This is a genomic window from Anoxybacillus sp. ST70, assembly GCF_019553625.1.
GTDB classification, from domain to species: Bacteria; Bacillota; Bacilli; order Bacillales; family Anoxybacillaceae; genus Anoxybacillus; species Anoxybacillus gonensis.
In genome coordinates, this window is sequence record NZ_JAHZOF010000003.1 from 77,610 (window position 1) to 90,354 (window position 12,745).

General features: G+C 43.6%; 15 protein-coding genes. 13 read left to right on the forward strand and 2 right to left on the reverse strand.

What is annotated here, in order from left to right; genetic code table 11:
- Positions 1-80: 80 nt before the first annotated feature.
- The 13 genes from K1I43_RS06105 to K1I43_RS06165 all read left to right on the forward strand — a co-directional run bounded on the left by K1I43_RS06105 (position 81) and on the right by K1I43_RS06165 (position 10,453).
- The gene (locus K1I43_RS06105) at positions 81-1,037 is read left to right on the forward strand and encodes an ABC transporter substrate-binding protein (protein WP_019418523.1); all 957 of its coding nucleotides are present in this window, start codon (positions 81-83) and stop codon (positions 1,035-1,037) included.
- Entirely contained in the window at positions 1,003-2,049 is a 1,047-nt protein-coding gene (locus K1I43_RS06110; protein ID WP_019418524.1) for a FecCD family ABC transporter permease, read from the forward strand. Before K1I43_RS06105 ends, K1I43_RS06110 begins: the two co-directional genes overlap by 35 nt.
- Positions 2,046-3,497, forward strand: a complete 1,452-nt coding sequence (locus tag K1I43_RS06115; protein WP_019418525.1) for an adenosylcobinamide amidohydrolase — start codon at positions 2,046-2,048, stop codon at positions 3,495-3,497. Before K1I43_RS06110 ends, K1I43_RS06115 begins: the two co-directional genes overlap by 4 nt.
- Entirely contained in the window at positions 3,494-4,426 is a 933-nt protein-coding gene (gene cbiB, locus K1I43_RS06120) for an adenosylcobinamide-phosphate synthase CbiB (RefSeq protein ID WP_019418526.1), read from the forward strand. Before K1I43_RS06115 ends, cbiB begins: the two co-directional genes overlap by 4 nt.
- Complete coding sequence (gene cobD, locus K1I43_RS06125) at positions 4,401-5,450, forward strand: threonine-phosphate decarboxylase CobD (RefSeq protein WP_019418527.1); 1,050 nt, start codon at positions 4,401-4,403, stop codon at positions 5,448-5,450. Before cbiB ends, cobD begins: the two co-directional genes overlap by 26 nt.
- Positions 5,447-5,998, forward strand: coding sequence for a bifunctional adenosylcobinamide kinase/adenosylcobinamide-phosphate guanylyltransferase (locus tag K1I43_RS06130; RefSeq protein WP_019418528.1), 552 nt, complete (start codon positions 5,447-5,449; stop codon positions 5,996-5,998). Before cobD ends, K1I43_RS06130 begins: the two co-directional genes overlap by 4 nt.
- A complete protein-coding gene (locus K1I43_RS06135) occupies positions 5,977-6,726 on the forward strand; it encodes an adenosylcobinamide-GDP ribazoletransferase (protein WP_019418529.1) in 750 nt (249 codons plus the stop codon). The genes K1I43_RS06130 and K1I43_RS06135 overlap by 22 nt, the downstream gene beginning before the upstream one ends.
- Positions 6,684-7,280 (forward strand): histidine phosphatase family protein, encoded by a 597-nt coding sequence (locus K1I43_RS06140; RefSeq protein ID WP_019418530.1) that lies wholly within the window; start codon positions 6,684-6,686, stop codon positions 7,278-7,280. Before K1I43_RS06135 ends, K1I43_RS06140 begins: the two co-directional genes overlap by 43 nt.
- Complete coding sequence (locus tag K1I43_RS06145; protein WP_019418531.1) at positions 7,232-7,657, forward strand: bifunctional adenosylcobinamide kinase/adenosylcobinamide-phosphate guanylyltransferase; 426 nt, start codon at positions 7,232-7,234, stop codon at positions 7,655-7,657. Before K1I43_RS06140 ends, K1I43_RS06145 begins: the two co-directional genes overlap by 49 nt.
- A 10-nt stretch (positions 7,658-7,667) precedes the next feature.
- Entirely contained in the window at positions 7,668-8,255 is a 588-nt protein-coding gene (locus K1I43_RS06150; protein WP_009373741.1) for a cob(I)yrinic acid a,c-diamide adenosyltransferase, read from the forward strand.
- Entirely contained in the window at positions 8,252-8,722 is a 471-nt protein-coding gene (locus K1I43_RS06155) for an ECF transporter S component (RefSeq protein ID WP_019418532.1), read from the forward strand. Before K1I43_RS06150 ends, K1I43_RS06155 begins: the two co-directional genes overlap by 4 nt.
- A complete protein-coding gene (locus K1I43_RS06160) occupies positions 8,715-9,416 on the forward strand; it encodes a hypothetical protein (protein ID WP_019418533.1) in 702 nt (233 codons plus the stop codon). The genes K1I43_RS06155 and K1I43_RS06160 overlap by 8 nt, the downstream gene beginning before the upstream one ends.
- A 224-nt stretch (positions 9,417-9,640) precedes the next feature.
- Entirely contained in the window at positions 9,641-10,453 is an 813-nt protein-coding gene (locus K1I43_RS06165) for a histidinol-phosphatase (RefSeq protein WP_009373738.1), read from the forward strand.
- A gap of 27 nt (positions 10,454-10,480) precedes the next feature.
- Here K1I43_RS06165 and serA read toward each other — a convergent pair whose 3' ends face one another.
- Positions 10,481-12,055 carry a phosphoglycerate dehydrogenase gene (gene serA / locus K1I43_RS06170; protein ID WP_026011845.1) on the reverse strand — a complete coding sequence of 525 codons (1,575 nt, stop codon included), beginning with the start codon at positions 12,053-12,055 and terminating at the stop codon, positions 10,481-10,483.
- 169 nt (positions 12,056-12,224) lie between these two features.
- Complete coding sequence (locus K1I43_RS06175; RefSeq protein WP_019418534.1) at positions 12,225-12,725, reverse strand: inorganic diphosphatase; 501 nt, start codon at positions 12,723-12,725, stop codon at positions 12,225-12,227.
- Positions 12,726-12,745: the final 20 nt, after the last annotated feature.

Sequence of the window (12,745 nt, forward strand, 5' to 3'; positions counted from 1 at the left end):
GTGATTGTCTTTTGTTGTTTCCAGCTCATTCCATTAGGAATGGGCTTTTTTATTTGACATACATAAAAGGGGGAAAAACGATGAAAAAATGGAAACAATATGTGTGGCTTCTTGCGCTTGTATTGACGCTCGGATTAGCCGCGTGCAGCAATAACGCGGAGCCAGCGAAAGAAACGAAGCAAGAGGCGAAAACAGAGGAGGCTGCATTTCCGGTTACGGTAAAAGATGCGGTTGGCGATGTCACGATTGAAAAAGAACCGACAAAAATCGTTTCACTCATTCCGAGCAATACAGAAATTGCATACGCGTTAGGGCTTGGCGACAAAATTGTCGGTGTAAGCGATTTTGATAACTATCCAGAAGATGTGAAAAACAAAGAAAAAATTGGTGGCATGGAGTTTAATGTTGAAAAAATTATTTCACTTCAACCAGACATTGTGCTTGCGCATGCATCAAGCGCTCACAATTCTGAGGAAGGATTAAAGCAATTAAAAGATGCAGGCATTACAGTGATTGTTGTGCCAAACGCCACATCGTTCAACGATGTATATGCGTCGATTGAATTGATTGGGAAAGCGACAGGGAAAGAGAAAGAGGCAGCCGATGTTGTGCAGCAAATGAAGCAAAAAATTGATGCCATTGCGGAAAAAGCAAAAGAAGTAAAAGAAGAGGCAACCGTTTGGGTGGAAGTTTCTCCTGCACCAGAAATTTATACGGCTGGAAAAGGAACGTTTATGGATGAAATGTTAACGATCATTCATGCGAAAAATGCAGCAGGCGATCAAGAAGGATGGCCGATGTTTACAGAAGAAGATGCGGTGGCGTTAAATCCAGATGTCATTATTACGACATACGGTTATTACACACCGAACGCTGTCGAGCAAGTGCTCGCTCGCCCAGCTTGGAAAGATGTCCCTGCAATTAAAAATAAACGAGTATACGATGTCAATTCTGATTTAGTTTCTCGTCCAGGACCACGTTTAGCTGAAGGGGTCGAAGAAATTGCCAAAGTCGTTTATCCAGACATTTTTAAATAATTACATGAGCGCATCGCTTATTGCAACGATTGCCTTGTTATTAGGGGTATCGATTGGATCACAATCGATTCCCTTTTCTTCTATATGGGAGACGGTATTACATCAGTTGTTTCATACGCCGACAAATGTTCCTGCCACCGTTTCGCAAATTATTGTTGCGATTCGTTTACCGAGAGTGATACTCGCCTTTCTGATCGGGGCATCATTAGCACTGGCAGGGGTAGCGTTTCAAGGACTTTTGAAAAACGTTCTTGCCGATCCGTATACAATCGGGGTATCGTCTGGGGCAGCCGTTGGCGCAGTGCTCGTCTTTTTCTTTCAGCTTCAGTTTTCGCTTCTCGGACGTTTTACGCTCCCGATCGTTAGCATCATATTTGCGCTCGTGACATTATTGTTTGTTTTATTATTTGCACGGCTTGCGGAACGAAATATGGCGATGGAGACGATTGTTTTAATCGGTATTATCATAAATGCGTTTTTCGGTTCGCTCATTTCGCTTATGGTCGCTTTTAGCGGCGAAGAATTGCGTCAAGTCATTAGCTGGCTCATGGGGAGCGTGGCGATGCGCGGCTGGTCGTACGTGTCTTTATTTGTTCCGTTTTTTATCATCGGTTCTCTCGGTTTATTTGCACATATTCGGGAGTTAAACGCTTTTTCATTCGGTGAACGGGTCGCTGCCAATATTGGCGTACATTTGTTACAAAAAAAGCTAGCGATTTTACTTAGCGCCTCCTTGCTTACAGGAGGGGCGGTAGCGGTATCGGGAACGATCGGATTTGTCGGGCTCGTTATTCCGCATATGACTCGCCTTATTTGCGGGGCGAATCATCGAAAATTGTTGCCGCTCTCCTTTTTATACGGCGGAACGTTTTTAGTATTAGCGGATGTCGTCGCGCGAACGATCGTTTCACCGCGAGAGTTGCCGATCGGGGTCATTACCTCTCTCATCGGTGCCCCTTTATTTGCAATATTGTTGTTTAAAAGTTTAAGACGGAAGACGGGATCAACATGATTGATGTGAAAGACGTTTCGTATCGATATGGTGAAAAACAAGTATTACGACATGTTTCATTTACAGTATATGAAGGAGAGTTTTTCGGTATTTTAGGTCCGAACGGATCAGGAAAAACGACGCTAATGAAACTGTTAAGTCGCGAACTTGCTTTACAGCAAGGGGACATTTTTGTTTGTGGTCAACATATTGAAACATATAAGCCGAAACAATATGCAAAATTGATCGCTACGTTGCCGCAACATACAGATGTTTCGTTCGGATATACAGTGAAAGAAATGGTTGAGCTCGGTCGCTATCCTTATCAATCAACTCTTTTTCCGAAATGGACAAAGGAAGATGAGCAAGTGGTTAGTGATTCACTCCATGCGGTGACATTGGCGCATAAACAACATGCTTTATTAGAGCAGTTAAGCGGTGGAGAACGTCAGCGCGTTGCACTTGCTCGAGCGCTGGCACAACAACCGCGCGTATTGCTCCTAGATGAACCGACGAACCATATGGATGTGGCACAACAATTTAAATTGCTTAATTTGTTAAAGCAATCGAAGCTGACGATCGTTGCTATTTTCCATGATATAAACATTGCATCGCTTTATTGCGATCGTCTTCTTTTTTTGCGAGATGGAGAAGCCGTTGCATGTGGTACACCGAAAGAGTTGTTAAATGAATCGATGATTGCATCCGTATTTGAAACAAACATGAAACGATATGAGCATCCGGTGTTGCCAAAACCGCTTGTGACGTTCGTTCCGTTTTTAGAGCAGCCTATGCATGATGTGCTATGGCATGTTAAGCAAAAGGAAACGATGATCGTCATTGAAACAGCAAAACCGTTTAAAGTGCTTTCCTCTGCGCTCGTTGGCGGCGGAACGCGCTGGGCAACGACGTTTGTCAATCGGCATGTGCCGCTTGATTATCGTTGTGATGATGCAAAGCAAGAGATGATTCAATTTTTGCGACAACACGGTTTTGATGAGCAGTGGACCGTTGGGATGATGACCGCTGTTTATGTAAATGATGTCGCGTTTGCGTCTGCTCATGAAGATGTTCGCCTTTTTGTTGCCGTAACGGCTGGGGTTGGAAATGCGGTTGATAGTGCACAGGCGTGGCGCCGTACAGATGTAGTCGCTTCTCCGGGAACGATTAATACGTTCATTTTTATTGATGCGCATTTATCAGAAGCCGCGTTTGTGCAGGCGTTAATGACCGCAACAGAAGCAAAAGCAAAGGCGCTGTACGATAAACAAGTCATCGATCCCCAAACCCACACAATTGCGACAGGAACATCGACAGATTCGACGGTCATCGCTGCATCTCAACAAGGAACGTATTATGAATACGCTGGAACGATTACATCGATTGGTAAACAAATCGCTCGTTTCGTATATGAAGCGACGCAAACAGCCATTGATCGCTACCGACAGCGAAAGGGTGACGGTCGATGACGCACATATGGGCTGTGTGGCTTGCGCTTTTGCTCGATCGCATATTTGCTGATCCTCGCCGCTTTCATCCTGTTTGTTGGATTGGGCAAATGATTGCGTTCATGGATCGTCGTTTGAACAAAGGAAAATGGAGAAAAGGAAAAGGAATATTCACGCTGTTTGTCGTTTGTGCGGTGACGTTAATCATAAGTTACGGACTAATTGCTAGCGCCTACCGACTTTCATTTATATTCGGGATATTCATTGAAGCAATGATCATTTTTACTTCGATTGCGCCGACAAGTTTAGCGAACGCAGCGTATGATGTCCTCGATCCGTTAGAAAAAGGGGATATTGATGAAGCGCGAAAAAATGTCGGGATGATTGTCGGGCGTGATACAAAAACGTTGCAGCAAGAAGGGATCGTACGTGCATGTGTGGAAACAGTAGCCGAAAATACGAGCGACGGAGTAACTGCCCCTCTTTTTTATGCTTTTATTGGCGGGGGAGCGTTAGCGATGTTGTATCGCGCTGTAAATACGTGCGATTCGATGCTCGGCTATAAAAACGAACGATATGCTCAATTTGGTTGGGCATCGGCTCGATTAGATGATGTACTCAATTACATTCCTGCTAGACTGACAGCGTTCGTTATGCTATTTGTTCATCGTGCGAATAAACGAGAATGGAAACTATTATTTCGCGATGCTCGTAATCACCCAAGTCCAAATAGCGGATGGTGCGAAGCGGCGATGGCCGCGTTGTTACATGTTCAACTCGGAGGAGTGAACACATATCACGGTATCATATGTGTCCGACCAACGATTGGAGATGCGTCTGTTCCGCTTGCTGCTCGGCACATTAAACGAGCGGTGGCAATCATGATACGCACGACCGTTGCTTTTACGATAGGAGGGAGTTTGCTTGCGCTTGCCTGCACATGGGGCTAATCCACATCGTTTATATGAAGCGATGCAAATGAATATGCCAAGCTCATATATTGATTTTAGCGTCAATGTCAATCCAATGCGGTACGAATATATACTAACAGAACAGCAGTGGTTACGTTGGATGAGCGAATATCCAGAGGAGCGAAGCGAGTCGCTTCAAACGATGATTGCTGAACGAGAGCGTGTCGCGCGCAGCCATGTATTTGTCGGAAATGGTGCTGCCCAATGCATTTATTTGCTTGCTGAACAATTTGCCGGTCAACATATTGGTATCATTGAGCCGACGTTTACAGAATATCGTCGCGCATGTGAAGCTTACGGTTGTACCGTTCACTCGTTTATGTTAGATGAACATTGGCAACCACCGATTGAACAAATCATAGAAAGCTTGCCGTCTTTACACGCGCTATTCGTTTGTCATCCGAACAATCCAACAGGCACGATATGGCCGAAAGAAACGATGTATGCTTTATTAAAAGCAGCAAATGATGAAGGGGTATATGTCATTGTCGATGAAGCGTTTTACGATTTTTGGCTCGATGGTTATTCCGTTTCTTCTTTTTTGCACACATTTGATCGTTTAATTGTGCTACGGTCATTAACGAAAATGTACCGATTGGCAGGTGTACGGCTCGGTTATGTATTAGCGCATGAGCATGTCGTAAAAAAGTTAACGGAAAAACAACCGCCATGGAGCGTGAACACGATCGCTCAACAAATCGGAAAACAATTATTGAACGATGAGGCATTTGTTGAACGAACAAAAACATACATCGCTTCAGAGCGAAAACGAATATTTTCACAGTTTACTGAGCTCGGTTATCGCTATTCACCGTCTGTTGTCAATTTTTATATGTTGCATGATGAGACGATGACACTTTTTCCTTTTTTGTTGCAACACGGCATTGTCGCTCGTCATACGTTTAATTTTCAAGAACTGGACGGAAAATATGTTCGTTTTGCGGTTCGAACGAAAGAAGAGAATGATCGGCTCCTGCTTTGTTTAAGGCGGTGGAATAAATGATCGTATTTATTAGCGGTGGAGTGCGTAGCGGAAAATCTTCATTTGCAGAACAATGTGCAAAAACGATGGCGGAAACAACACATTCACTTCATTATATTGCGACAGCGATACGCACAGATGAAGAAATGGAAGCGCGCATTGCTCATCATCAAAAACAACGAAAACGTGATCGGTGGCAAACGTGGGAACAACCGTATGATCTCGATCGCATCATTTATATGTTTTGTAAACGTGATATCGTCCTGCTTGATTGCTTGACGAATTTATGGGCAAATGAGTTGTTTCGTGATCATATATGGGATGTACATGGAAAAGTACCGCGCATCGTTCAACAAATGAAACAGTTAAGTGACAAAGCTAAAGGACTAATCATTGTAAGTAATGAAGTGTTTTATGACGGTGTACCTAATGAACGAGGAACGTATATGTATATGCACGGTCTCGGTTTATTGCACCAACATCTTGTTACATTAAGCGATGTGGCGATTTTGATGCGTTACGGATTGCCGATTGTAAAGAAAGGAAGATGGCCATGTGGCGTGGTGTAATGTTGGCTGCACAATTTTTAACTGTGTTTCCGCTTCGTATGCAAGTGGACTGGAATGAGCGAACAGCGCGCGCGGCTGTTCTGTCGTTTCCGTTCGTCGGTGCGATGATGGGAGCGTTTCTCGTTGCTTTGTACATGTTCATGTTTCATCATGTGTCTGTGCTCGTTTTATCATTTTTGCTCATGTTTTTTTCTATCTTTCTTTCCGGAGGTTTGCATGCTGACGGATGGATGGATTGTAGCGATGCGTATTTTTCATATCGCGATCGACAGCGCCGTCTAGATATTATGAGCGATTCGCGTGTCGGAGCGTTTGCGGTGCTCTCCATTTTATTTTTACTTGGTTTCCGTTTCATTTTTATGTTTGAGACCGTTGCGCACATGTCGTTGTTTTCTCTTTTTTGCCTTCCGTTACTTTCACGTCTTGGCATGACGTTGCTTTTATTGACGACGCCACTTGCGAAACAGACAGGGATGGCAGCAGCATTTCGTCAATATGTCGATCACCGCTACGTACCTTTCGTTATGGCCTACGCATTCATTGTTTTGTTATCGCGTGAAACGATCATATTGTTTTTGGCGCTTATGTTGTTTTATGTTGTCGCGCGTGCGTTTGCTATGAAGCAATTCGGTGGAATTACAGGCGATGTGCTTGGGGCGTTTGTGGAAGGAGGCGAAACGTTTTTATGGCTCGTCATTTGGCTATTACATACGTTCGCCATTTTATAACGAAAGAAAATGAAGCGAAACAATATATCGGCTGGACGAATGTGCCGGTAATTAAGCGGAAAAATGTGTCGCATGAGCTAAAACCAGAAATCGTTATGACAAGCGATTTGCTCCGCTGTCGCCAAACGGCGCATTTGTTGTTTCCGAATCACGTCATTGAATGTTCTTATCGTTGGCGAGAACTGAATTTTGGTGATTTTGAAGGAAAAACATATGAACAATTGCAAACAGTCAAAGCATATCACCGCTGGTTAGATGATCCGTTTCGCTATGCGCCTCCAAATGGTGAGACGCTTCCTCAGTTTGAATCTCGTATTGAACAAGCTGTTAGCGATGCGATTCATCGGTCCGTTTCACATCTTGTCGTTGTGACGCACGGCGGGGTCATTCGTTATATATTATCGAAGTACGCACCGGACATTCGTCCGTTTTGGGAATGGCACGTTCCGTTTGGCGAAGGAGTGACGCTTTATAATACGAAGGAACGATGGGAGGAGAGAAAGCGATGCATTTCGTTAGCGGCGGTGCATTTCAAGGAAAGCGAAAATGGGTAAATGCCCATTATTCATTCACGCATACATCATACAGTTGGTATTGCGCGTATGAAAATATGTTTCCGCTTCCACATGACGAAACCGCGGCTGTTGTTGTGCTTGAAGGAATAGAACATTGGATTCGCGAATATTTTTTTCCTTATACGGACGATGAAAAAGAAGCGATCCGATCGTATATGTGTGCGTGGAAGCAATGGGAACAAGCGGGAGAACGGACGGTCGTTTGGATTGGTTGCGATATTGGGCAAGGTATCGTGCCGATCGATGCGCATGAACGAGCATGGAGAGATATGGTTGGCTGGACGTATCAACAGTTAGCGAGCATATGCAACCGTGTCGATTACGTATGGTGTGGAATCAATGAACGAATCAAATAGGAGGGAGAACATGAAGTTATATACAAAAACAGGTGATAAAGGACAAACGAGTTTAGTTGGAGGGCGAGTGGATAAAAACGATGTACGTGTTGAAGCGTATGGAACGATTGATGAAGCGAATTCTGTCATCGGTTGGGCAATGACGTTATTACAGGATGAGAAGTTTCGCGACATTTATGAAGAATTGCAACGCATTCAACATGAACTTTTTGATTGTGGTGGTGATTTAGCTATTGTCGGTGAAAAAATGCCATACAAAGTAAAAGCGGACATGGTGACGTTTTTAGAGGAACGTATCGATGCATATATTCAACAAGCTCCGCCGCTTGAACGGTTTATTTTGCCGGGAGGTTCGCCACAAGCAGCAGCTTTGCATATGGCACGTACCGTGACGCGAAGAGCAGAACGTTGTGTCGTTGCGCTGATGAAGCAACAACAAACGAATGAAGTCGTCTTACAATATATGAATCGTTTATCAGACTATTTATTTGCGATTGCACGCGTTGTTAACGCTCGTTTACACGTAAAAGACGTAGAATATGAACGAAGCGCCATCGTGTTTCGTGATAAAAATGAAAAAAAGGGTGAATCGGAATGAGGCGTTTCACGTTGCTCGTTATGTTTATTAGTTTATCCGTCATCGGTTCACTTATAAAAATCCCATTTACGATTGGAAGCATTGCATTAGATAGTGCACCGGCAGTTGTGGCTGCGTTTTTGCTCGGTCCAACAGCTGCTGCGGTCGTTGCAAGTGTTGGGCATATTGTATCTGCTCTATTTGGCGGATTTCCGCTTGGGCCTTTTCATATACTTGTGGCGGTGGAAATGGCAGCTCTTTTATACGTTGTCGGCTTGTTAATGAGAAGAGGATGGTTCATTTCTAGTTATGTATGTTTTTTCATCGGTAATGCACTAATTGCACCGTTGCCTTTTGTATGGATCATGAGCCCAGCATTTGTATTTTCCATCATCCCTTCTCTTATGCTAGCTACGGGAGTCAATGTGGCGATTGCAGTTGTCGTTTCCAAAACGTTGCAACGAGTATGGAGGGAACGGCATGCGTGACATATTATGTGTGCCGCTTGATGAAGAAAACGAACTCGTTTTGGCGACAGATTGTTCAGGTGGCATTGGTTTAAAACAAGATGATGTTGTAAATGTGCCATACGATGTTGTTGCGTACTATGGTGCACGAGTAGCATGGATGGAATTAATGAGTATAGGAGCCACACCAAAAGCTTTTGTTTTACAAAATTTTGTAAACGATCATGCATGGGATGCACTTGTCGCAGGCGTTCAACAAACGATGGGAGAATTGCAGTTGTCGCTCCCTATAACAGGAAGTAGCGAATCAAATATGCCGCTCATGCAATCAGCTGTCGGTTTTGTAGCTGTCGGCACGGTGCGCAAAACAGAAAAAAGGATAAATGTTACGCCAAATGATGCATGTTGGGCGGTCATTGGCGAGCCGCTCGTTGGAGAAGCGGTTATACAAAAACAAGATCGGATCATTCCACTTTCGTTATTTCGCACGTTGTTGCAGTTAGATGGTGTATATGAAATCATTCCAGTTGGCTCAAAAGGAATATGGCGTGAGTGGAAGCTTGTTCATGGGGAACGACCACTTCGTTGTTCCCTTCCGCTACATGCTTCTGCTGGTCCAGCTACGTGTGTGCTTATTAGCTATCATCGAGCACAACAACATTTCTTGCAATCACTTGCTGGAACACTTTTTTATCCTATTGTAAAGCAATTGTAAAATGTAACCTTCTATCGTTCTAACCGTTTGCATTTTTGCATACAACATATATGGTTATCGCAAACGGGAGGGAATAGACGATGGAAGATATGATGAAACGAGTGCTCGTTGTTGTTGGTATGGCCGCGTGCATTCATTTATTGTTTCTTGTTGGTTTAAATAACTAGAAAAAGAGAGAGATGTGCTATATAATGTAAAACAATACGAGAGAGGGGGAGAGAACAATGTTAACAGATTACCATAATCATTTAGAGCGCGGGACGTTAACGCTCGACTATTTGAAGCAATTTACGGACGAAGCCGCGCGAAAAGGCATTGAACATTTCGGTATTTCCGAACATGCGTATCACTTTTATCAAACGAAAAACATTTTATCGAATGCGTGGATTGAAGAGCGGCGCTATTATGATATGGCTGATTACGTTCGTTTATTTCACGAAGCGTGGAATGCTGGAATTGATGTGAAAATGTCGATTGAAATGGACTACACGCCAGGTAAACATGAAGAAATGGCGCAATTTATTCGCGCTTACGATTTTGACTATGTCATCGGCTCGATTCATTGGGTGGATGACTTTGGCATTGATTTAGCTGAGTTTCGAAAAGAATGGGATCGTCGTGATCTATACGATACATACCGAAAATATTTCGATCAAGTCGTGACGTTAGCTGAATCGAACTTATTTGATATCATCGGTCATTTGGATTTAGTAAAAATTTTTAAATACGTGCCAGAAGATGAGGAATTTTTGCTTGAACAGTACGATCGGGCAACGACAGCACTAGCAAACTCGAAAACGTGCGTAGAAATTAGTACAGCAGGATTGCGTAAACCAGTCGGAGAGCTATACCCTGATCCTCGTCTACTGCAAATGTGCTATGACAAAGGCATTCCGATTGTGTTATCGTCTGATGCGCACGTTCCTCAAGATGTCGGGGCGGATTATGATCGAGCGATCGCTCTCGCAAAAACAGTCGGTTACACTGAAATTATGACGTTTTCTAAAGGACAACGAAAAGCCGTTCCGCTTGGATAAAAAGGTTCAGCCACGAGGCTGAACCTTTTATACTTCCAATCTTTTTACAACGTCAATATCGTCAATTTTCTCAAGTATTTCAACGAGTGCATCATCGAGCGGTTTATCGAGCGAAAGCATCATAATCGCTTTTCCGCCAGCTTGTTGGCGACCGACTTGCATCGTTGCAATGTTTACTTGATGGTCTCCTAAAATGTTTCCGACTTTTCCGATCATTCCTGGTTTGTCATGATGTTGAATGTATAGTAAGTGTCCTTCTGGCGCAAAGTCGATCGCAAAGCCGTTAAAATGAACGATGCGATCGCCATAGTGGGCGATGTGCGTTCCTTTCATCGTAAACGTTTTGTTTTCGCCATATACCGTTAATGTAATGCTGTTGTTATAGTCATTGCCATTAGCTGAAAACTTTTCGCTAAAGGCGATGCCACGCTCTTTAGCAATCATCGCCGCATTCACTTCATTGACTGTTGAAGCGACGCGCGGCTTTAAAAATCCAGCGAGCAAGCTACGTGTAATAAATGTCGTTTCTAAATCGGCGACGGAACCGGAATACGTAATTGCAATTTCTTGTACAGGTTCGCTCATATATTGGGAAGCGACAATGCCCATTTTGCGAGCTAATGTATAAAACGCTTGAATTTTTTCGTATACATCTTTTGATAATGTCGGTAAGTTGATGGACGATGTGACCGGTTTGCCTTGTAAAAATTTTAATACTTCTTCGGCGACTTGTGTCGCGACATTCACTTGCGCCTCGATCGTTGATGCCCCAAGATGCGGAGTGACGATGACGTTATCAAACGAAAGAAGCGGATGATCTCCTGGTGGCTCTTGTTCAAATACATCGAGGGCGACGCCTGCCACGTGTCCGTTTTCTAAAAACGAAACCAGTGCTTGTTCATCGATAATTCCACCGCGCGCGCAGTTAATTAAATAGACACCTTTTTTCGTTTTTGCTAAGTTTTTTGGGCCGAGAAGACCTTTCGTTTCTTTTGTGAGCGGTGTATGTACCGTAATGATATCCGCTTGCGCAAGCAATTCATCAAGCGTGCAAACATCGACGCCAATTTTTTCTGCCCGTGCTTTCGTCAAAAATGGGTCGTACACATGAACGTGCATACCGAACGCGCGCGCCCGTTTCGCTACTTCAGAACCGATGCGCCCAAAGCCGATGATTCCTAAATGTTTTCCGAATAACTCGACACCGACGAAAGCGGAACGATTCCATTCACGTGATTTGACTGAAATGTGCGCTTGTGGAATACGGCGCACTAATGAAGCCATCATCGCAAATGTATGTTCCGCTGTAGAAATCGTATTGCCATTTGGAGCGTTAATGACGACGACACCGTATCGTGTCGCTGCGTCAACGTCGATATTGTCGACACCGACTCCAGCACGCCCAACAATTTTTAAATTCGGCATGTTTTGAAGGAGTTGTTCTGTGACTTTCGTTGCGCTACGAACGAGCAACGCATCAAACGTGTCAAGCTCATTTTCTACTTCTGAGACTTTCTTTTGTACGACTTCAATCGTTGGATCAGCAAGAAGTGGGGCAAGACCTTCTTCGCTCATCGCATCAGATACTAAAATGCGAACCACAAATATCCGCTCCTTTCAAATCATAAGTTTTTAAATTTCTGATAATTTAACATAACCGTATACATGTGTCAATAACTTTCGGAAAGGTCATACAAATGAAAGCGTTTTTATATATGAATGTTCGGAAAAAAGACAAAAAGCTGGCGAAAAGCCAGCTTCAAACGTGACATTATTTATTTTGTTCATTGTAGCGAGCGATGCATTCGTCAATAAGTTTCGCCGCCGCTTCCGGACCTTCCCATGTGCCAATTTCTGTTTTCTTTCCTTCTAAGTCTTTGTAACGCTCAAAGAAATGAGCGATTTCTTTTAACTTATGTTGTGGAAGATCTTCAAGGCTGCGTACATCAGCAAAGCGAGGGTCATCAACAGGAACGCCGATTAATTTTGCATCTTCTTCACCGCCGTCTACCATGTTTAAGTAGCCGAGCACACGCGTTTCGATCACGCAACCAGGGAATGTTGGATTTGTGACGATTACTAAAATATCAAGTGGATCGCCGTCTAACGCAAGTGTATTTTCCAAATAGCCGTATTCAGCAGGATAAAACATCGGTGAATATAAGACGCGATCGAGCTTAAACACACCACGCTCTTTGTCATATTCGTATTTGTTTTGGCTGCCTGTTGGAATTTCAATAAACGCTTCAACAACTTTGTTTTCAAACGCCATGCCAAATTCCTCCTTTTCAT

What these genes read in the sequence shown, in the direction of transcription:
- K1I43_RS06105 (WP_019418523.1), top strand. Translation starts at nt 81, where the DNA reads ATGAAAAAATGGAAACAATATGTGTGGCTTCTTGCGCTTGTATTGACG.
- K1I43_RS06115 (WP_019418525.1), top strand. Translation starts at nt 2,046, where the DNA reads ATGATTGATGTGAAAGACGTTTCGTATCGATATGGTGAAAAACAAGTA.
- cbiB (WP_019418526.1), top strand. Translation starts at nt 3,494, where the DNA reads ATGACGCACATATGGGCTGTGTGGCTTGCGCTTTTGCTCGATCGCATA.
- K1I43_RS06130 (WP_019418528.1), top strand. Translation starts at nt 5,447, where the DNA reads ATGATCGTATTTATTAGCGGTGGAGTGCGTAGCGGAAAATCTTCATTT.
- K1I43_RS06135 (WP_019418529.1), top strand. Translation starts at nt 5,977, where the DNA reads ATGGCCATGTGGCGTGGTGTAATGTTGGCTGCACAATTTTTAACTGTG.
- K1I43_RS06140 (WP_019418530.1), top strand. Translation starts at nt 6,684, where the DNA reads ATGGCTCGTCATTTGGCTATTACATACGTTCGCCATTTTATAACGAAA.
- K1I43_RS06145 (WP_019418531.1), top strand. Translation starts at nt 7,232, where the DNA reads ATGCATTTCGTTAGCGGCGGTGCATTTCAAGGAAAGCGAAAATGGGTA.
- K1I43_RS06150 (WP_009373741.1), top strand. Translation starts at nt 7,668, where the DNA reads ATGAAGTTATATACAAAAACAGGTGATAAAGGACAAACGAGTTTAGTT.
- K1I43_RS06155 (WP_019418532.1), top strand. Translation starts at nt 8,252, where the DNA reads ATGAGGCGTTTCACGTTGCTCGTTATGTTTATTAGTTTATCCGTCATC.
- K1I43_RS06160 (WP_019418533.1), top strand. Translation starts at nt 8,715, where the DNA reads ATGCGTGACATATTATGTGTGCCGCTTGATGAAGAAAACGAACTCGTT.
- K1I43_RS06165 (WP_009373738.1), top strand. Translation starts at nt 9,641, where the DNA reads ATGTTAACAGATTACCATAATCATTTAGAGCGCGGGACGTTAACGCTC.
- K1I43_RS06175 (WP_019418534.1), bottom strand. Translation starts at nt 12,725, where the DNA reads ATGGCGTTTGAAAACAAAGTTGTTGAAGCGTTTATTGAAATTCCAACA.